Source organism: Pedobacter sp. G11, from assembly GCF_003860265.1.
Lineage (GTDB): Bacteria > Bacteroidota > Bacteroidia > Sphingobacteriales > Sphingobacteriaceae > Pedobacter > Pedobacter agri.
This window is the reverse complement of record NZ_CP034190.1, coordinates 120,243-141,769: the sequence shown is the minus strand read 5'-3', so window position 1 is coordinate 141,769 and position 21,527 is coordinate 120,243. Positions and strand designations below refer to the sequence as shown.

Sequence of the window (21,527 nt, the reverse complement as noted above, 5' to 3'; positions counted from 1 at the left end):
AAGTATTGCGGTAGCGCAGGCCTGCGGAATGAATATGATACGCTTTAGCACCTAAATTTTTTTCAGGCTTAAGGGATGAATACCACAAGAATGTGACTTAATAATAAACGATTTTACTCGATTACCAGCTGGCTCCAGCCATTTTTTCCTGTTTTTTTGAGGGTTTTCTTTCGGTCATCCATTACTTTTTTAATGCGGGTTCCGAATGTCCAGCAGGTACTTTGTCGGATAGAAAGCAGTTCTGATAATTTATGGGAAGAAATTTTTCCTTTCGAAGAATAAATCAGGAAAATCATATAAAAGGCTTTATTAATCGGAATTCTGGTATTATGAAATATAGTATAAGTGGTTACCGATTCTTCGTAGCCGCACTTGCTGCATCTCCGGCTGTGTAAGATATGGCCGGAGAAGTAATGATCACTGCTACATTTACGGCAGTGGTAACCTTTACTCCATTTTAATTCTGCTAAAAACTCATAGCAACTTTCTTTATCAGGATAAATTTTGCTGAATTCCTCAAAATCTACCTCTGTGTTCATTACCCGATCTCGGGATACCTTTTCGACACTGGTTTGTAGTTGCTCGTTGTCCTGTTCGAGCAGTACGTTCATTCTTGATATTTCTTCAGCCTGCTTTTGAAGTAGTGCATTCACCTCTTCCAATGCCTGGTTCTTGCTTTCTATAATCAGTGATTTATGGTAAACTTCACGCGTACGTTCTTCAACTTTAGTCTCTAACTCCTGGTTAACGGTATCTTTCAGCTTAGCATTGATCGCCATTTGCCTGATAATTTTTTGCTGCGCTTTATCCTTTTTAAGTTTCAGCAAACGCACCTTATCTCCAATGGCAAATGACAAGAAAACCATCTCCAGCACAAAACAAAAACTTAAGCTATAATAACTGATGGCACCAAAGTTTAACCAGCTTACGCCAAGCATAATTAAAAATTTCAGTGTGAAACCTACAAACAAAAAACTATAGCCTAACACGAAGAAGCGTGCAGGTTGATAGCCATTTTTATAAATGTAAATCCCTGTAAAAAATGCTACTGCAAGCGGAATAGCTTCCACAAACTTATAGCTGAAAAGAGTTTGATCGAATAGATAACAATAAGCGAAAAAGATTAATCGGGCAGCAATTATCCCAACAATCAGTTGATTTAACTTTGGTGCTTTCGCTTTAACAAATAACAACTCCCTGGTAAATAATAATGCGAAAATACTTGTTGCACATAATGCAAAAGCGTAAGCTACTTGATTCCAGGCGGGCGCATTAGGCCATAAATATTGATAGGCAATCCCATCGCTACTCATTTCGAAGAAGCCCACACTGAGGTTATAAAGTACGTAATACAGATATTGCTTCTGCCGGATGGCAATAAACATAATCAGGTTATAAAAACTGAATACGAGGATCATTCCGTAAAAAATTCCGAAATAGAAGTATTCATCTAACGCGTAGGAAATGAACCATTCGGCAGTTCTAAGCACAATAATCACATCTGCTATCTGTGAGGAGCGTATTTTGAAATAGTAAGTCTGGTTTTCTTTTCCTTCATTCTGAATTGGAATTTCAAAATTTTTATGGTGGATTAAACGTTTATCAAAGGCATTGGCATCACCGAGGGTTTCTAAATTGTAGCTTTTGTCTGCTTGCGGAATATATGCAGTAATGTAATCGATTGTTTGATCAAAAAATTCCAGTATCAAAGGCTTTTCTACAGTTTCGTTGGGCTTTACCTTAATCCTGAACCAGTAAGTTTTATTTAGATTTTTAGTTTGAGGTGTGCTGGTAGCACTGGCTTTAAATTTTTGATCGAATTTTGAACTTCTAATCTCCTCAAAAGTGAACTTATTTGATGGGTCTTCCAGCACTTCAATTTCTTTGAAAGTAAAAATGTGCTGAGCAACACCATTCTGTATTTCAACGGGCTGTTGCGCCATTAATCCTGAGATGGAAAACAGTGAAATGGCGAGGAGCAATAAAAATAATTTATTAAAAAATCGGTTCAGCATCAATTACAAAGGTAGCAATTTTGTGTATGGCAGAACCAGTTTGCCTATCAGCTGATTTTCATATTAAAAAATAAGCGAAACACAAGTCCCTTTATGTTCTTCAGATAGGATCTCAACTTCTATATGGTGAAATCTGGCAATACTTTGAACGATGGCCAAGCCTAAACCGAAACCGTTTTCTTCTGTATTTCCACGCTTAAAACGATCAAAGGCATTTTCAAGCAATTCTTTTTTCATTCCTAAGCCGCTATCCTCAATGGTTAAATGATATCGATGTTCCTTTTTTTCGCCACTGATCTCGATGGATCCCTTTTCAATATTATACTTGATGGCGTTATTGATCACATTCATCAGCAGGGTATGGATCAGGGCTTTATTTCCTATAAACTGAAAATCTTCAGTCAGCGCTAATTTGAAAACAATATTTTTATCTGCAATGCGATCTTCAAGATCTTCATAAATATCTTCAATTTCTTCCTTAAGACTAATTTCTTCCGTTTTCAGATATTGATTATTCTCCACTTTAGAAATTAACAGCAAGCTATTAATTACCAATTTTAAGCGGTTAAGTGTTTTTAGCGAAGCGTAAATTTTATTTTCATGCGCCACAGGCATTTCTGGCGTATTGAGCATATTTTCAAACCGTGTGCTTAAAACCGAGATCGGAGTAAGCAGTTCATGAGAAACATTGGCAATAAATTGTTTCTCCAGTGCGAAAAGGTTGTTAATCTTTTTCATCAGGGAGTTAACGCTATTGTCCAGCATCTTGAAATCATCAGTACTGGTTGGAATGTTATCGTAATTGTAGTGAGAAGGATCGTTTACAAGATTGATTTTTTTATCGATAATGGCATAGAAAGGCTTTAACAAGAAATTAGAGAAGAAATAATCCGTAACCAGCGTAATGAGCAAAGCAACAAAAAGCACAATTAGCATGTAGAACCGAATGGCATTTTTTATTGATGATAAAGCCGTCATCGATTCGCCTATTTCTAAATTGTACCAATTGGTGTGGTAAGAAAATTTATAATTTAAAATCCTGTACACTTCAATATCCCCTTCAATTTCTCTTTTTTCGGTGAATATGTCGGCAGATGCTGATTTCTGATTATCGGCAATGTCGGTTAGAACAATAAATTCTTCCTTTAAAATATTGTAGTCGGTGAAAGACTGTTCTTTGTTAAGTAAGCTATCAATTTCATTATCATTCAGGTGTTCAATAATCTTGTTTTTTTTCTTGATGAGACGGTTATCAAGCTGATTAAAGGCAAGTTTATCCAATGAAAACAAGATAATTCCTCCTAACACCACGATAATCGCAATTTTAGTGATGGCATTATATAAGGAAAACTTAACCTGTAACTTCAATTGATGGATGATATTAAAATGTAAAATGGACACTATTTTGTTAGCAATAACAAACTTTTAGCAATTAATCCGATAGCCAATACTCCTTACGGTTTCGAACCAGTCGATTTCTGTTACTGCTGCAAGCTTTTTTCGTAGATTTTTAACATGCACATCAACAAAATTTGAATCAGAATTAACTTCAAGAATGTCGCCCCAAACATGTTCAGTTAAACTCATTCTAGAAACCACACGATTTTTATTCAATACCAGGTAATTAAAAATCTCGAATTCTTTTTTTGTAAGATTCAGCCTTTCTTCGCTAAAAGAAACTGTTCTGTTTTGAATATTAAGCAGGAAATTATGAATATTGATTTCGTTTTTTTCCAGTTTGTGTTTTCTTCGGGTGATGGCGTGCATCCGGGCCAGTAGTTCATTCAATGAAAATGGCTTTGGCAGGTAATCATCAGCACCTTCGTCCAAACCTTTAATCCGATCGTCGACAGCACTTCTAGCAGTGAGGATAATTACGGCATCATCCCGATCCTTAATTGCTTTTAGCTGTTTCAAAACTTCAAAACCATCGCCATCCGGCAAACCCAAATCAAGTAAAACGAAATCGTAATTATTTACGAATATCTTCTCTTCTGCAGAAGATTTTTTCCAGGCATGTTCAACAATGAAACCTTCCTTACTTAGAAATTCATCCATCTCTAAAGCCAGGCTTTTTTCATCTTCAACTATGAGTACGTTCATGAATGAGTTGTAAGTGTTAGGTTATAAGTTTTAAGTGATTGAGATGAATCTTTGATCTTGATTCTTTGTTCCTTTATCCGCTTACTAAATTAATGTTTTTCAGAATGATCTCGCAGGCTTCCTCAATTTCTTGCTTGGTAATGATTAGCGGAGGCGCAATGCGCATGGAATTGCTGCAATGCAAAAACCAATCAGACAGCACGCCATCCAAAATACAGGCATCAATTATTTTTTTATTCATTTCGAAATTTTCAAACTCAACAGCCAGCATTAAACCTTTACCTCTAATTTCTATAATGGCCGGATGTTTCAAGAGTGTTTTGAAAAGTTGTCCTTTTTCTTCTACCTGATCAACAATCTTATTGTCGACCAAGGTTCTTAGCGTAGCCAAGCCAGCAGCACAGCAAACCGGGTGACCGCCAAAAGTGGTCATGTGACCTAAAATAGGGCTATGTGATAAAACCGACATGATTTCGAGTGAACTGATGAAAGCGCCAATTGGCATGCCGCCACCAATTCCTTTTGCCAGAAGTAATACATCTGGAACAATATCGTAGTGCTCAAAGGCAAACATTTTACCACTTCGCCCGAAACCAGATTGGATTTCATCGAAAATTAGGAGTGTTTTGGTCTCGGTACATTTTGCCCTCAACGCCTGCATGTATTCCAAATCAGCAACGCGAATTCCGGCTTCACCCTGAATGGGTTCGATAAAGACAGCGGCTATTTCATCAGTAATTTTTTCAAGATCAACTAAATTGTTATGTTGAATGAAACTTACGTTTGGCAAAAACGGCCCGTAGCCTGAAGAATAGAAATCGCTTTCCATCAAACTTTCTGCACCTTGTGTGCTGCCATGATAAGCATTTTTACATGCGATAAAACCTTTCCTTCCCGTATAACGTTTAGCCAGTTTCATAGCGCCCTCAACCGCCTCTGTTCCTGAATTTAAAAAGTAAGTGCAGCTTAATTTTTTTGGTAAAATGTCGGCCAATGCTTTGGCGAAGTTAACCTGTGGCGTTTGTACATACTCACCATAAACCATTAAATGCATGTAGGTTTCAGCTTGTGCTTTTATAGCTTCTACAACTGCTGGGTGGCAGTGGCCAACGTTGCTCACGCCAATACCAGCAATCAGATCTAAATGTTTTTTATCAGAAGAATCATAAATGTAAACACCTTTTGCCCTTACAAATTCGAGCATTAAAGGTTCGGGAGAGGTTTGTGCATTGTGTTGTAAAAACAACTGGCGTTGGGTAAGCATGGTACAAAAGTACGGAAATCAAATAGCCTTTGAAATAAAAAAGACCCGCATCGCTGCAAGTCCTTGTATCTAATTTTTTGGTCCGCCTTTAAAGCGGTTAAGCAACTCTCGCTTAAATCCCTCTTGTGCCCTGTAAAACTTTCCAACCACTTTAATTGGTAAGCTGGATTTTAAACGGTTGTAATATTTTTTATCGAGATTTAGGTCTCGCTGTTTAAAATCGAATTCACTGGTAATTAAACTCTGAACCTGAGCATCACTCAAATTATCAATCTCTGTAGTCTTTCTGTAAGAGATCATTTTTTGCATGCGTTCTTTGCGTAGCGCATTTTGCTCAGTCTGCATATCGTTGTAAATTGGCCAGAATACTTTAGCTTCTTCTGGAGAAAGATCTAGTTTTTGAGTGAAAAAGGCAATTTTTAACGATTCGATTTCCTCGCCCTTTGGTCGTTGTGCCAAAAGGGTAGTGGGTAATAGGAACATTAAAGCAACGAATAATAAATTCTTCATTTTTTTAATTAGTTATTTAATTCATGAGTTAAATCACTCGGAGAGTAATTGCTCAATATATAGTTTTCCATTTCTGTATCTGAGGCAGAAGTAGTTTTGGATGTGCTTATGTTTTGGGCCTCCAAATGTTCGATAATGGTACTTTCATCAATATCGTACAACATTTGCTCGTTGGCAAGTTCTGCAGGCTGAGTTTGCGCAACGGGTATAGAAGTACTGTTTTGATAAAAATAAGCACCAAACGATGCAATGATAACAAAACAAGCTGCACTGGCATACTTTACAATATCACGCCTCCAAAGTGGAACAATCTTCGCAACCTTTTGAGGTTGTTCTGCTTCTATTTTGGCTGCAATTCGATTTTCCAGGTTGGCAAAATAATTTTCCGGAACACCAAAAGCGTTTTCAGCTACGGGCAATTCCGACAACCTTACATTGGTTTCTAAACGTTCGGTAAGTTCTTCGAAATAATTTTGTGGAACTTCAAAAGCATTCTCAGCTGTGCGTTGCCTTAATCCATCTACAAATACTGCCCGTCGCACCGATTCCGTTACACCTTCAAAATAGTGATCCGGTACTGTAAAAGGGTTCTTTTTCCCCATTGCAGCAAGGCAGGGTGCATCCTTTTTCCAATCGTTATCTTCTATATTTTCATTCATCACGGATATATGATACAATTTTTTGGAAAAGGTTTAATAATCAATTTCATCATTTGTAATAATAGCCTCAATTTTTTTTGCTGCGATGTGAAATGATGCTTTTAATGCTCCTACAGACGTTCCTAATACTTCAGATATTTCTTCATACTTCATGTCATCAAAATATTTCATGTTGAAAATAATACGCTGTTTTTCGGGAAGGGTAAGGATGGCTTTTTGCAGTTTGAGCTCCAGTTTATCGCCATTGAAATAAGATGACGCGACTAAATTGTCTGCCAGCTCTGAAGACACTTCATCAAGTGGCGTATTATTTTTCTGCTTCTGTTTATTTAGAAAAGTGATCGATTCATTGGTCGCGATGCGATAAATCCAGGTGTATAACTGCGAATCGCTTCTAAATTTATCCAGGTTTTTCCAGACTTTAACAAAAACTTCCTGGAGCAAGTCATCACAATCATCATGATTGAGCACCAAACGCCGGATGTGCCAGTAAATTTTTTGTTGATATTTTTTTAGCAGAAGATTAAAAGCCTCATTACGCGTTTTCTCAACAGCAAACATTGCAAGAATTTCTGAATCTTCAACTTGTTTCATCTATATTTTTTAGAGAGGAGGGGTGTTCGTAAAGGCTAGGGCGAAGAATGTAACAATAAGGAAATTGGAATAGGTAATGCTAAAGATGTAGTCGTGTTTGGTAAATGGGAAATAGGGAATGGGCAATTCAAAATAACTTGCAATAGCAAAGAAAGTTATTATCTATTCCCCGTTCTCTATTTCCTTTTTGATATTCAGAAACCTATGCTTTCTTTCTACCAATTACTTTTTGCACAGCCTCAACAATGTTTACTGCATCTAGGCCGTATTTAGACATTAATTGATCTGGTGTTCCACTTTCGCCAAAAGTATCGTTAGTAGCTACAAATTCTTGTGGTGTAGGTAACTCTGTAGTTAATAAACGGGCAACACTTTCGCCTAAACCGCCAAATTTATTATGTTCTTCGCAAGTTACTACGCAGCCAGTTTTCTTTACAGATTTTAAGATCGCCTCATCATCCAAAGGTTTAATGGTGTGGATATTGATAATTTCCGCATCGATGCCCAATTCAGCCAATTTTTCGCCAGCTTCAATCGCTTTCCAAACCATGTGGCCAGTTGCAATGATCGTAACATCAGTTCCTTCGTTTACCATCCAGGCTTTTCCAATCTCAAATTTTTGATCAGGATCGGTAAATACGGGAATTACCGGGCGACCAAAACGCAGGTAAACCGGGCCTTCATATTCAGCAATGGCAATAGTTGCAGCTTTGGTTTGATTGTAATCACAAGGATTGATAACCACCATTCCTGGCAACATTTTCATTAAACCGATATCTTCTAGAATTTGGTGCGTTGCTCCATCTTCTCCTAAAGTTAAACCAGCATGAGATGCACAAATTTTAACGTTTTTATTTGAATAAGCTACCGATTGACGAATCTGATCGTAAACACGACCTGTAGAAAAGTTTGCAAAAGTTCCGGTAAACGGAATTTTACCACCAATAGTCATACCGGCTGCAATACCAATCATATTTGCTTCTGCAATACCAACTTGTGTAAAACGCTCAGGAAAATCTTTAATAAAAGCATCCATTTTAAGCGATCCAACTAAATCGGCACATAATGCAACAACGTTTTCATTTTTCTTTCCTGCTTCATGTAAACCAGCTCCGAAACCTGAACGTGTATCTTTTTTTTCTGTATATGTGTATTTTTTCATACCTCAAACCCCTAAAGGGGCTTTATTTGTAGTTAAAATTAAAAGTTATTTACTCCCCCTTCAGGGGGTAACGGGGCTTAATAATCCCCTAAAGTTTCTGGTAATTGCGCCAATGCCGAAGCCAATTGCTCGTCGTTTGGTGCTGTGCCATGCCATTTGTGTGAGCCAACCATATAATCTACACCAGCACCCATTTGCGTACTCATCAAATTTAAGATTGGTTTGCCTTTTCCGGTTAACGTTTTAGCATAATGTAAGCCTTCAACTATGGCTTGCATATCATTACCATCTGTGTTAATAACGTGCCATCCGAAAGCTTCAAATTTTGCTTGTAAATCATCCAAAGCAAGAACTTTACTGGTTGGTCCATCAATTTGTTGGCCGTTATAATCAACCGAAGCAATTAGATGATCAACTTTGTTGAAAGGGGCAAACATTGCTGCTTCCCAGTTTTGTCCTTCCTGTAATTCGCCATCGCCTAATAAGGCAAAAACGTGAGCATTATCACCGTTTAGTTTTTTTGCTAAAGCAGCACCAATAGCAACTGACAATCCCTGGCCTAAAGAACCTGAAGCAATGCGGATTCCTGGCAAGTGCTCATGCGTAGTTGGGTGTCCTTGTAATCTCGAATCCAATTTACGGAACGTTGCCAACTCGCTTTTTTCAAAATAACCAGCATGTGCTAGCGTACTGTACCACACAGGCGAAATATGTCCGTTTGAAAGGAAAAATAAATCTTCACCTTTACCTTCCATTGTGAAATCCGTTTTGTGGTTTAACACTTCAAAATATAATGCGGTAAAAAAATCTGCACAGCCTAGTGAAGCGCCTGGGTGGCCAGATTGACATCCGTGAACCATTCTAACAATATCTCTTCTGATTTGTGAGGCGATATCTTCTAGCTCTTTAATTGTATGTTTCATTAAAATAAAAGGTTGTTGTTACATAGCAAAGTTAATATTTTAACTGCTATATCATAATTAGTTATTGATTAAATCGAGTACCTGTTGTGTTGCGTTTTTAGTATCAACTTTTTTGATGATATGTGAGATTTTTCCTTCTTCATCAATGATAAAAGTAGTACGGACAGTGCCCATATATTTTTTGCCATACATGTTTTTCTCTGCCCAAACGCCATAGTCGTTTACAATTTTCTGATCGGTATCTGCCAGCAAAGTGAAAGGTAAATTGTGCTTCGTTATAAACTTTTGGTGTGATTTTTCATCATCAACACTTACGCCAAGTACGACAATTCCCTTAGCTTGTAAACCTTGGTAATTATCTCTGAAATCACATGCTTCTGCTGTGCAACCAGGTGTATCATCTTTCGGATAAAAATATAATACAACGATTTTGCCTTTATAGTCGCTTAACGAAACTTCAGTGCCGTTCTGGTCTTTTGATGTAATTGCTGGCGCTTGATCGCCCTCATTTAATTCTGCCATATAGTTATTTTTATGGGTATGATTGATTTTGCAAGTTAAACAGTTTATCTAATTATACTGTTTAAACTTGCATAAAATATGACTTTAACTTGTTTCGAATATATTTTTTAGGGTAAGAAAGATGTAGGTCTTAGTGGTTTCTCAACATTAAGGCGTTAAGGGAATAGGTTCTAACTTCAATATCTCAGTCGTAAATGTTTTTAAAGGATTTATCTAAAGAAAGAGATGCTATAACGGCGCACATTATCCTTCACATCACTCACCACCAATTCGAAATTATGTTTTCCTGATGCAGTCCGATCATCGAAGCTGTGCCAAAGGGTGGCCGTTTTCGCATCAAATTCCATCAATACCCATTTTCCATCAATGTATCCGTTAAAGCTTTTTATTCCAGAAAGATTATCGCTGATTTTGAAAGTCATTTTGGATAAGCCAGCCATGCTTTTCCCATCAGCAATATTTACAGGACTAATTCTTGGCGCAATGGTATCAACAGCGATATAAAAACTGCCAAAATTTCTCGGTGAGGCTTTCACATATCCATTTTCGAATGTTCCGCCTTGCGATGAACCACCAGTACTTACAATAAGTGCCTTGTTGCGCAGGTTTTCAGGAAGCGCATCGGCCTTAATCCAAAAATTAAAACCAACGTGAAGTGGTGTGTAACGGTTGTGAATTTGGTGAATATTAGACCAGGCATTTCCGGAAGGTTTCGGAAGTTTTTTATAAACAAAGCTGAGGTCGTTGTATAATGTTCCTTGCGGAAGCAGCACCTTAATTTCATCACTGTTAAATTCGTTTGCTTTGTTGTAGGCAAAAATTAATCCCGCGGGGATTATTGCAGCAGCGACTGGTGTATCACCAGCATTAACGGTAAATGGTAAAATTGAAGCATTGCCTTTTGAATCAGTAATAATGTAGCGAAGCTGATGTGATGCTCCATCATTGAAGTTGATTTTGCCGCTGTTTACTAACCCACTGTAAATTTTTAACGGATTACCAGGATCTACAAAGCTTTTTTGAATACTTCTTTTAGTATTTAGATAAGTTGGATAATCGATGTGAGAATTAATTGCTTTGCTGTCCTCGAAAGCAAAACGCTCCAGCGCTGAAGTGTAAATGATCTTTCCATCTAATTCCAGTTGGATAGAGTAAACGCCATTTGTTCCTGAAAGTCCGTTATGCCGATCAGTTACCACCACGCCGAAACCCACTTCACCTGTTAAACTGATTGGTGTTAAAGCCTTATAACTTCCGTTTGCGCCCGTGATTCCAATAGCTTGTTTCGGTGTATTTTCGTTAAATGTTTTTCCATTTAAACGGTAAGCGTATAAGCCATGGATAATTGGCGGGATATTATCAGGAATATCGATGCCAAAAAACTGAGGGTTGATGGTTTCTTCGGTTTTGGTATCCCTGATTTCAAAATGTAAATGTGGTCCACCAGAACTGCCACGGTTACCCGACCAGGCGATAATTTCTCCTTTGCGTACCGGAATTAAAGTCGCCTCCGGAAAATCATCAATTTCGAACGTTTTCTTTTCGTACTCCAGGTTTTTAACAATGGCAGCTATTTTAGGCGAAAAACGTTGAACGTGGCCATAAACAGTAGTGAAACCATTTGGGTGATTAAGATATATTGCCTGGCCGAAACCGCTATTTTGAACCCTCAAGCGAGAAACGTATCCATCGGCCACTGCATAAACAGGATAACCTTCGCGTTGGTTGGTGCGAAAATCGATACCAGAGTGGAAATGATTGCCACGAATTTCTCCGAAAGAGCCGGCAAGGGCAGGAGGAACGATGTCTAATGGCTGACGGAAATCGGTAATGGGGTATCGGTTTGTGCTAAAAATCTGTTGAGCTTGAGCAAAACTAAAGGCAAATAGATATAAAAGTAGCGTTGATATTTTAGGGAAATTCAGGATCGGATTTTTAATCATTCGTTATTTAACATCAAAATTTAAAAGTTGTTTTCCTTCTAACCAAGCCTCCAGCTTATCGCCCTGATTGGTTCTGCCAACACCTTCAGGTGTGCCTGTAAAAATGAGGTCGCCCTTTTTCAAGGTAATGTATTGAGAAACAAAACTGATGATCTTTTCAAAAGAGAATAATAAATCCTTAGTATGTCCTTTCTGCCGACTTTCACCATTTACCTTTAATTCAAAATTTAAGTTGTACATATCCTCAAAATCGCTTTTTGGCAAAAATATGCTCACCGGTGCTGAGCTGTCAAAGCCCTTAGCCAGTTCCCATGGCAAGCCTTTCTCTTTATGTTTGCTTTGAATGTCTCGGGCAGTAAAATCAATTCCCAAACCAATTTCATCATAATAGTTAGCCGCAAATTTTTCGGCAATGTGCTTGCCTTCTTTGCATATTTTTAAAACTACCTCAAGCTCATAATGTACATCATTAGAAAAATCAGGTAAATAAAATGGTTTATTATCTTTCAGTAAAGCCGTATCAGGTTTCATGAAAATTACCGGCGTGGTAGGAACAGGATTATTTAATTCTTTTGCGTGTTCGGCATAATTTCGGCCAATGGCGATAATTTTCATTTTATTTAAAGTTAGAAGTACAACTGAAAAGAGATCTGTAGAAATCTCAGAGAGCCAAAAATAGAAAAGAAAACGGTGTTATAAAACTGAGATTCGTTTTACCTGACTTTCAGCGCCTGCCATTACACGCAAAAAATAAATGCCGGCATTTAAACGGCTAGGAATATTAAAGCTTTTGGTTTGCTCTCCGGCGTTCAATCTTTCATTAGCCAGCGTTACCACTTCATTGCCTAATAAATCGATAATTTTAATGGTAGTTTGTGTACCATCTTTTCCGATAGATAAGATAATATTTAATTGCTCCTCAACAGGATTTGGATAAATTTTAACAATAGTTAATAATTTATCTTTAGTGGCAGCGATGGTTGAAGGTTTTGCAGTACCTGAATAGGTATTGAACATGCCCGATGACCCGAAAGTACCAAATAACGGCTTATAAGGCTGAATATTTGCTTTAATTTCTGGAATTCTACTGGTTTTTTTTACTCTGTTTTTTAAGCTAATATGAATACTATCAGCCTGCTGTGCCCAAGAATTAACACTGCACCCCAAAACAATGCAAAAAATGCATATAATTTTTTTGAGCAACGTTATTTGGTAGAGTTTCATCAAATTTATAAAGCAAATGTATTAATTAAAAACAAAGAAATTAAACATTTTATTGATCTCTGTTATTTTAACACAATTTAACAATAAATTTTGTTTTTCACAGTGTGAAAAATACACAATATTATGGTTGTTAATTTGTTATAGTTAGTTTACTTTTGACGCACTAAAAATATCAACGAAGTGTCAAATCATAAAAATGTCAACGCATTAACTGCTGGCGGGGTGCTGGTAAGTTTGGGAATTGTTTTTGGCGATATCGGTACATCACCATTGTATACGCTAAAGGCAATTTTTAAAACGGCTAAAGAAATAGCAGAGAAAAGTGGAGGCGGCGGATCATATATCAATCCTGACCTTGTGTTAGGCGCACTATCGTGTGTAATCTGGACACTTACCTTACAAACTACGATTAAATATGTAATGATCACTTTACGTGCTGATAATAAAGGCGAAGGTGGTATTTTTTCATTGTATTCGTTAGTCAGAAAGAAGGCAAAGTGGCTGGTGATACCGGCCATTATAGGCGGGGCGGCACTACTTGCCGATGGGATGATTACACCAAGTATTACCGTAACCTCTGCCATTGAGGGATTGAAATTGAAGTTTCCAACGGTACAAGTACTTCCAATAGTAATTACCATCATTGCGCTGTTATTTATCATTCAGCAATTCGGAACCAATTTAGTCGGGAAGCTGTTCGGACCCATCATGTTTTTATGGTTTGCGGCACTAGGCGTTTCCGGATTAGCACAAATCATCCATGATCCATCTATTTTTAAAGCATTAAATCCATATTACGCCATTCATTTGCTGGTAACGAATCCCGGTGCATTGGCCATTTTAGGTGGTGTTTTTCTATGTACCACCGGAGCTGAGGCACTTTATTCAGATTTAGGGCATTGTGGCAAACAAAATATACGAGTTAGCTGGATTTTTGTAAAACTGATGTTGATTTTCAATTACTTAGGCCAGGGGGCATGGGTGTTGAAAAACCCAAATTACGATCCGCATTTTGTAAACCCTTTCTTCGAACTGGTTCCTCCGGGAATGGTATTATTTATGGTTGGTTTGGCTACAACAGCTGCGGTTATTGCTTCTCAAGCCATGATTTCCGGATCATTTACGCTAATTTCGGAGGCAGTAAGACTGAATCTTTGGCCAAAAGTTAAGATCAATTATCCAAGTGTACAGAAAGGACAGTTGTATGTACCTTCCATTAACTGGCTGTTATGCATAGGCTGTATCATCATTGTTTTGATTTTTAAAAGATCTGATGATATGGAGGGTGCATATGGTTTAGCCATCAACTTAACTTTCTTAATGACAACCGTTTTGGTTGCCGTTTATATGTTAAGAAAAAAGTTTCCCAAATATCTGATTGTAATTTTTGTTGTAGTTTACGGTGCGATAGAGCTTGCTTTCCTTGCGGGAAATTTATTTAAATTCATCCATGGCGGCTGGGTTACCTTATTAATAGGTTGCGGTTTGTTAAGCGTAATGTGGACCTGGTACAACTCACGGAAAATCAAAAATCGTTTTGTTAAATACGTTGAAATTGAAGACTATTATCAGATTCTGAGTGAATTAAGCGTAGACGAAACAGTTCCTAAATATTCCTCGCAGTTGGTTTACTTAACCAGTGCAAACTTCAAAACGGAAATAGAATCAAAAATCATCTACTCTATCATCCAAAAAGAACCAAAACGTGCTGATGTGTATTGGTTGGTTCACGTAGATGTAATGGATGAACCCTATACACTTGATTACAAAGTGGAGTTTTTAATCCCTGGAAAGTTAATCCGTATCGATTTCCGTTTGGGATTCAGGATTGAACAGCGTGTAAACTTATTGTATAGAAAAGTGGTTGAGGAATTGGTTAAAAATGGCGAAATCGATATTACCAGTCAGTATAAATCTTTAAATAAACATAAAATCGCTGGCGATTTCAGGTTCGTTCTCTTGGAAAAACACTTATCTAAGTTTACCAAACTGAGTTTCTATGAGCGACAAATTATGGATTACTATTTCTTGTTGAAGAAAATGAGTTTATCGGAAGAACGCAGTTTTGGTTTGGATAGCAGTTATGTTGATGTGGAGAAAGTTCCATTAATCTTCGTAACGCCAGATGATATTGAATTAAATAGATTACCTGTTTAATTGATGAGAACAGCACTATTGATTTTGGGTATTTGCCTTTTTATCGCTGGCCCGGCCGCAAAGATTTACCATCTCGATCATGCAAATAGTTATATGATTGCATCTGGTTTAGGTTTAGTGATGATTACAGCGCTGGGATTTATCAAGAAGAAAGATAGCGAGGACTAATTATGCTGATCAATCTAAAGATTGATCTTTAGTCTTATGTGTGTTTTCCTCACCAGCAGACTGCGAAATACATTATAAAATGAAGAAGGCCTTTAGTTTAAACATACTAAAGGCCTTCTTCATTATTTTGATCCAGTTTATCAAAGAGGAGTATATTACACCTCCTGAGCCAGTTTGCTATGTTTGTAGCCATACGCAAAGTAAACTACCAATCCGATAACCAGCCATATTCCAAAACCTATCCAGTTTGAAATACCTAGCTCACACATCATATACAAGCAGCTGATCAATCCTAAAACCGGAATGAGTGAAAGATTCTTTGTGATGCAATAGTAAGAAATGATCACGCAGATGATGAGAAAAATCCACATTGGAATTTTATGTTTAAATAAGCTCCAGCCACTTTCATATTTTTTCTCAATGGATACTTTTGAAGCTGAGATAAATTGCTCATAACGATCTCCTGGTAGTGCACTTAAATAAGATTCAGCATCAACTTTATCCGCCAACATAATTTGCGGTGCTGCATCTTTTACAATTTCTTCCTTAACGATTTTGAGTTCATCACCATTTAATGAGGTTACAAAAGAAACCGTTTCAATTGTTTTAGGCGAATTAAAGAAGAATGCTTTAGTTTCTTTACCAAATTGGGTAAAGGCAAATATGATAGCTGCTACAAAAGCAAGTGGAACAATAAACTTACTATTTACGTAAGGTATTTTAAATTTGCCTCGCTGCACATCGGGACGATTTTGCAACACCAGAACGCCGGCACAAACCAGCACAAATGCGAATAAAGTACCTATTGAACAAAGATCTGTCACAATAGTTAAATTCATGAAAAGTGATGGAACTGCTACTACAAAACCCACAACAATCGTGGCAAAGGAAGGGGTTTTATATTTGGGGTGAATTTTAGAGAATGATTTTGGCAATAAACCATCGCGGCTCATACTCATCCAAATACGTGGTTGCCCCATTTGGAAAACTAAAAGTACACTGGCCATAGCAAATACCGCACTTACGGCAATAATTCCGCTCATTAATTTCAGGTTGATCTGATCAAAAACGAATGCCAATGGATCACCAACAGCAAGTGTATCTGATCTCACGATCCCGGTTAAAACCAGTGCTATTGCTACATATAAAATGGTACAAATAATAATTGCCCACATCATACCGCGAGGTAAATCGCGTTGCGGATTTTTACATTCTTCGGCGGTAGTAGAAATGGCATCAAAACCAATATACGCGAAAAATACAGCGGAAACGCCCTTTAAAATACCCGATACGCCATTAGGTGCAAATGGATCCCAGTTTTTAACATCAACATAAAATATGCCCACAGCCAAAACCAATAAAATAACGGCTAATTTGACCACAACCATAGCATTGCTGGCATTGCGGCTTTCTTTCATACCGCGATAAATTAACCAGGTAATCAGGATAATGATGCCTAAGGCCGGAATATCGGCCACTAAATGGAATCCTCCAATTTGAGGGGCAGTTAACCAGGCATTATTAGCCAATGCAGTTGCAGTATCCAGACCAGCCAGATTTTTTCCTGCAGCAAGCAAAGCTTCGGCAGTTTTATGGCCATTGTAAGCACTTAAATAATCCATTGTTGCCCAATCCGGAACATGGATGCCGTTTATTCCTAGAAAAGGTATTTTTATCGTGGAGAGTAATCCTGTAAAATAATCAGACCAGGAAATGGCTACCGTTATATTTCCTATGGAATATTCCATGATTAACGACCAACCGATGATCCAGGCCACCAACTCGCCAAATGCCACATACGAATAGGTATAAGCACTACCTGAAACAGGAACCATCGAAGCAAATTCCGCATAGGCAAAAGCAGCGAAACTACAAGCCACCGCAGTAAAAATAAATAAGAAGATCACTGCTGGTCCGCCATCGGCACTGGCTTTACCAATGGTGCTGAAAATTCCAGCGCCAATGATTGCTGCAATACCAAAAGCTGTTAAATCACGTACACCAAGTGTTTTGTGAAGGGTATTATCATGGTCGCCATAACCGCTTGCCGCATCTTTTAATATTTTGGAAATCGATTTCTTTCTGAATAGCTTCTCGAACATTTTAGTTTGCTTGTTGTATTCTTCAAACTTATAAAAATATCAGTTAAAAACGTTTAAAGCGAGATATAAATTTATAAGCGACCGATTTTTGGAATAAAAATTCTTTTTAATTGATGACTATTCCAATGAACGATGTTTCATTCAGAAGATTTTGGCGCTATTGTAATCTCTGTGTGTTTATTTAATTCGCTTAGTTTATTAAGGATGATAAAAAGCTACTTTTGCCACCATAATTGAAATTATTCATTCTTCCTGTTGATCAACATGCCATCATCTGCTATTAAAACATCATATATCAAGGAGAAAAACCAAAGTGTTGCCACGATTCTGGCGTTTGCATTGATTCCACTTTCTGGTTTTGCCACTGATATTTACATTCCATCATTACCCACTATGGCTGGCGAAATGAATGTAAGCAATGTCCAAGTTCAACTTACGCTGAGTATTTTTCTGATTAGTTATGGTGTGGCACAACTTTTTGTCGGAAGCTTGCTTGATAGTTTCGGGCGTTACAAGATTGGATTATACAGTTTGCTGGTATTTGCCATGGCCAGTATTGTAATTGCAACAACACATCATGTCTATCTGATATATCTCATGCGGATTATTCATGGTCTTTCGGTAGGCGCAATTGTAGTAGCAAAACGAGCTTATTTTGTCGATTTATTTACAGGAGAGAAACTAAAACATTATTTAAGCCTGTTTTCCATTATTTGGTCTACTGGTCCGATTATAGCACCATTTGTTGGCGGATATTTACATACTGCCTTTGGATGGGAATCAAATTTCTATTTTTTGGCAGGTTTCGCAATGGTTTTTGCGGTGCTCGAATTTCTGTTTAGCGGAGAAACCTTAAAACATTTTACTGATTTTCAATTGAAAAAAATCACTGGCATTTACATCGACATGATTAAGACCACCAGCTTTACCCTAGGAATTGTAATGTTGGGTCTGGCATATTGTATGGTAATGGTTTATAACATGACAGGGCCTTTCATCATCGAACACGAACTGAAATATTCGCCAGTTATTGCAGGCTACAGTTCTTTAATTTTAGGATTTGCCTGGATGGTAGGCGGTTTTATTGGTAAGGCAACCATTAACAAGCCATTTTTTAGCAGGCTGATGATTAATTCAGTATTACAGGTTGTTTTTGTAGTCTTAATGATTGTAAGTTTAAATTTCGTTAGCAATTTATATTCGCTCATCTTTTTCGCCTTCATTATTCACATTGGTGCTGGTTTTACTTTTAATAACTATTTTACTTTTTGTTTAAGTAAATTTCCAAAAAATGCAGGTATTGCAGGCGGTTTAACTGGTGGTATTACTTATGTTATTGTGTCGTTTCTGAGTTATGGGATCGTTAATCTTATCCCAGCAAAAGATGAAGCTAATCTTTCCTATAGCTACCTTATAATGATTATACTTTCCATCATGGTGATGTTTTTAATCATGAAAACCAGAAAGAAAAATGAGTTAAACGTCTGAGTTTGGATCGCAGTTTCCATGATTACTATGGAATTAAAGGCCATTAAAATTTAATACAACAAAAAAGAGCTCCAAAGCATTTGCTTTGGAGCTCTTTTCATTCATCTTTTAATTAGAACTTATAAGATATAGTTGTGACGAACTGACGAGGTACAATTGGGTTCACGCTATAATTCTCGTGTACAAAATAGTTTAACTCATCGGTAATGTTAGCTACCTTGGCCAGCAAAGACAATTTTTTCCAGGCATAACCTGCAGAAAGGTCGATGGTGGTAAAAGGCGTAAGCGGAATTAAGCGGCTTGCAGTTTGTGTTTTCGTATCTGCATACCCACCATTACGTGAGCCGGTATACAATACAGTTGTACCCAGTTTTAATCCCTTAATTGCTCCATCCTGAAAAGTGTAAAACACGGTGGCATTTGCTTTGTTTTTAGTTGTACCAATAACACGTTGGCCCTCTACAATACCAGTAGGCAGGGTAGAAACATATCTGTAAAAATTATAGCTATATCCCGCCAGGAAATTTAATCCTGGTAAGATCGTTCCCGTCAAGTCTATTTCTAAACCATCACTTCTGGTTTTACCTGTAAATTCTTTAATTGTTGCATCAACGTTCGCACTTCCATCTGCTTTTAATAATGCCGTTTGTGCTAAATTGCTGTTTTGTATTCTATAAACCGTTACGTTTGCTGATAATTTTCCATCAAGAAAATCATTTTTTATACCCGCCTCATATTGATCAATGATGGATGGTCGCATAGGATTTAAGAAAATATCTGTTCCGGTGTTGGATGTAAAGTTATTGGCATAACTTACATAGATGGAGGTAGTTTTTAAAGGCTCATAAATCAAACCAAATTTAGGAGAGTAAGCCTTGTCAACTTTGTCAGCCGTAGCACTTGGTGTTTTTATGCCGGTAGTGGCAGATGTTACATAAGCACCAGGGGTTTTTTGAAAAGTCCATCTCACGCCGGCTAAAACCTTAAATTTTTCGGTAATGCTAACTAAATCCTGTACAAAAGCACCCATCCTGAAGATTGGGGCAAAGGTTGAAGTTGCAGATACGGCATTAGGTTCAAGTCCTGATCCATAATACGTAGCAGGATCCAATAAGTTAACGCTTCCGTAATTAAATGTGGTTGCACCGTTATACGTCCAGGTACCTAATGTTGTTGCCCTTGATTGATCTGCATCAACCCCAACCAGGATAGTATGCGACACACTTCCGGTTTTGAATTTACCATTAAGGTTAATCTGTTCGTTGTAGGTAAACTCTTTACTTTTCGAACGCGTAACATTACGCAGTGCGATGGCATTTGCAGCCGCGAATGGACGTTCAGCACTAAAATAGTTTCTATTATAAGCTTGTCCTGATGCAATTATATTTAACTTCCAGTTTTCATCAAATTTGTGGTTAAAACTTAATTGTGTGGTAGAAGTGTTGGTTTTATTGTAAGCCCAAGGTGCATTTAAGTAGGTGTTTCTTCCAAGATCAGGGATAGCGTTTGCAATGGTGCCAATACCAAAATCTGGTGTATAATCACTTTTTAAGTAATCTCCTTGCAACAAGAAATCAGTTTGCTCATTAACTTTATACAATAAGGAGGGATTAATATAAAGTCTTTTTGATTTTACCTGGTCTCTGTAACTTCCTGCATTTTCGTAAGTACCAATTACACGGAAAGCCACTTTTTTCGAAATTGGTCCATAAAGATCGATTGTAGGTTTATATAAATCATAGCTTCCTACCCGCATAGAAACTTCTCCGCCGTATTCGAATTTTGGTTTTTTGGTTACCATATTAATTACCGCACCACCAGTAACACCACCATATAATAAAGCTGCACTTCCTTTTAATACCTCTACCGATTCTAATGTGCTCACTTCGGGCATTCCGCCAGTACTTGTACGAGCACCATTTTTGAAAACGTTATTACCACCAAGGCTGTAACCTCTGGCAACAAACGTTTCTCCACTTACTGAACCACGATTCTCTGAGTAGGCTACGCCATTTACGTTGGCTAAAACATCGCTTAAACGCAACGCTTGTTGATCGGTGATAATCTGGTTATTGATAATTTGAACTGACTGTGGCAAATCCTTCGGCGCAATTGCAATTTTACCCAGATTTACAGGTTTTTTATTGGGTGTTCTGTAACCGTTGATAGCAACTTCATCCAATTGGGAAGAGGATTCGGCTGTTGCAAAACTGATTTTAGATTCATTATCAGCTGTTACAGTTACAGATTTTTCAATAACCTTAACACCTACCGCTGAGATTTTAATGGTGTATTTTCCCGGAGACACATTTCTAATGGTAAAATTTCCCTGTTCATCTGTCTGGGTAGTTTTGCTGGTATTTTTCAATCCAACGCTGACAAAAGCTGCCGGATTTCCGTCACTTGTTTTAATGGACCCCGATATCGATCCGTTTTTAGATTGCGCATAAGCAGTTCCTGTTAATACAAGAAAAATAAATGCCAAATAAATAATTAGGGAAAACTTTCTATACATGTTATTTAGATTAATTCTTAGTTGGCGCAAAAGAAAGAAATTAAAATGAGATTAGAGAATTATTTTTAATTATTCTAAATAAGAATTACGTTCTAGGAAAGCGAGCATAATTTTCCCTCGGAAATACAACTCAAAGTTTGCAGTTGGAGCGGTTTTGAGAGCTCGGTATTTACTTTTT

Annotated in this window: 18 protein-coding genes; 3 read left to right on the top strand and 15 right to left on the bottom strand. The window is 37.5% G+C overall.

What is annotated here, in order from left to right:
- Positions 1-113: 113 nt before the first annotated feature.
- From EA772_RS00575 to EA772_RS00515, 13 genes are all read right to left on the bottom strand, one after another.
- Positions 114-2,015, bottom strand: coding sequence for a 7TM diverse intracellular signaling domain-containing protein (locus tag EA772_RS00575; protein ID WP_124910779.1), 1,902 nt, complete (start codon positions 2,013-2,015; stop codon positions 114-116).
- 63 nt (positions 2,016-2,078) lie between these two features.
- Entirely contained in the window at positions 2,079-3,383 is a 1,305-nt protein-coding gene (locus tag EA772_RS00570) for a HAMP domain-containing sensor histidine kinase (protein ID WP_124914947.1), read from the bottom strand.
- Positions 3,384-3,440: 57 nt separating this feature from the next.
- Positions 3,441-4,118, bottom strand: coding sequence for a response regulator transcription factor (locus EA772_RS00565; RefSeq protein ID WP_124910778.1), 678 nt, complete (start codon positions 4,116-4,118; stop codon positions 3,441-3,443).
- A gap of 73 nt (positions 4,119-4,191) precedes the next feature.
- Complete coding sequence (locus tag EA772_RS00560; RefSeq protein WP_168187448.1) at positions 4,192-5,382, bottom strand: aspartate aminotransferase family protein; 1,191 nt, start codon at positions 5,380-5,382, stop codon at positions 4,192-4,194.
- Between the two features lie 69 nt (positions 5,383-5,451).
- The gene (locus EA772_RS00555; protein ID WP_010602833.1) at positions 5,452-5,892 is read right to left on the bottom strand and encodes a hypothetical protein; all 441 of its coding nucleotides are present in this window, start codon (positions 5,890-5,892) and stop codon (positions 5,452-5,454) included.
- 8 nt (positions 5,893-5,900) lie between these two features.
- On the bottom strand, positions 5,901-6,551 hold the full coding sequence (locus tag EA772_RS00550; RefSeq protein WP_124910777.1) for a hypothetical protein: 651 nt from the start codon (positions 6,549-6,551) through the stop codon (positions 5,901-5,903).
- A 33-nt stretch (positions 6,552-6,584) separates the two neighbouring features.
- Positions 6,585-7,145, bottom strand: a complete 561-nt coding sequence (locus tag EA772_RS00545; RefSeq protein ID WP_010602831.1) for an RNA polymerase sigma factor — start codon at positions 7,143-7,145, stop codon at positions 6,585-6,587.
- A gap of 202 nt (positions 7,146-7,347) precedes the next feature.
- Positions 7,348-8,307 (bottom strand): transketolase family protein, encoded by a 960-nt coding sequence (locus EA772_RS00540; RefSeq protein ID WP_010602830.1) that lies wholly within the window; start codon positions 8,305-8,307, stop codon positions 7,348-7,350.
- Between the two features lie 77 nt (positions 8,308-8,384).
- Positions 8,385-9,230: a transketolase gene (locus EA772_RS00535; RefSeq protein WP_116170757.1), complete on the bottom strand. Its 846-nt coding sequence runs from the start codon at positions 9,228-9,230 to the stop codon at positions 8,385-8,387.
- A gap of 57 nt (positions 9,231-9,287) precedes the next feature.
- A complete protein-coding gene (bcp, locus tag EA772_RS00530) occupies positions 9,288-9,752 on the bottom strand; it encodes a thioredoxin-dependent thiol peroxidase (RefSeq protein ID WP_124910776.1) in 465 nt (154 codons plus the stop codon).
- Positions 9,753-9,961: 209 nt separating this feature from the next.
- Positions 9,962-11,695, bottom strand: a complete 1,734-nt coding sequence (locus EA772_RS00525) for a M23 family metallopeptidase (protein ID WP_124910775.1) — start codon at positions 11,693-11,695, stop codon at positions 9,962-9,964.
- A 3-nt stretch (positions 11,696-11,698) separates the two neighbouring features.
- A complete protein-coding gene (locus EA772_RS00520; protein WP_124910774.1) occupies positions 11,699-12,310 on the bottom strand; it encodes a fumarylacetoacetate hydrolase family protein in 612 nt (203 codons plus the stop codon).
- A gap of 78 nt (positions 12,311-12,388) precedes the next feature.
- The gene (locus EA772_RS00515) at positions 12,389-12,862 is read right to left on the bottom strand and encodes a T9SS type A sorting domain-containing protein (protein WP_238533755.1); all 474 of its coding nucleotides are present in this window, start codon (positions 12,860-12,862) and stop codon (positions 12,389-12,391) included.
- A 237-nt stretch (positions 12,863-13,099) separates the two neighbouring features.
- Between EA772_RS00515 and EA772_RS00510 the strand changes: the two genes are divergently transcribed.
- Positions 13,100-15,076: a KUP/HAK/KT family potassium transporter gene (locus tag EA772_RS00510; RefSeq protein ID WP_124910773.1), complete on the top strand. Its 1,977-nt coding sequence runs from the start codon at positions 13,100-13,102 to the stop codon at positions 15,074-15,076.
- Between the two features lie 3 nt (positions 15,077-15,079).
- Complete coding sequence (locus EA772_RS21945; protein WP_168187447.1) at positions 15,080-15,244, top strand: hypothetical protein; 165 nt, start codon at positions 15,080-15,082, stop codon at positions 15,242-15,244.
- Between the two features lie 155 nt (positions 15,245-15,399).
- Here the strand turns inward: EA772_RS21945 and EA772_RS00505 are convergent, their stop codons facing one another.
- Positions 15,400-17,346 (bottom strand): amino acid permease, encoded by a 1,947-nt coding sequence (locus tag EA772_RS00505; RefSeq protein WP_124910772.1) that lies wholly within the window; start codon positions 17,344-17,346, stop codon positions 15,400-15,402.
- 264 nt (positions 17,347-17,610) lie between these two features.
- Here EA772_RS00505 and EA772_RS00500 point away from each other — a divergent pair, with 264 nt between their 5' ends.
- Complete coding sequence (locus EA772_RS00500; protein WP_124910771.1) at positions 17,611-18,834, top strand: MFS transporter; 1,224 nt, start codon at positions 17,611-17,613, stop codon at positions 18,832-18,834.
- Positions 18,835-18,946: 112 nt separating this feature from the next.
- On the opposite strand, the gene EA772_RS00495 is transcribed toward EA772_RS00500, so the two are convergent.
- Positions 18,947-21,349 (bottom strand): TonB-dependent receptor, encoded by a 2,403-nt coding sequence (locus EA772_RS00495; RefSeq protein WP_124910770.1) that lies wholly within the window; start codon positions 21,347-21,349, stop codon positions 18,947-18,949.
- Positions 21,350-21,527 lie beyond the last annotated feature (178 nt).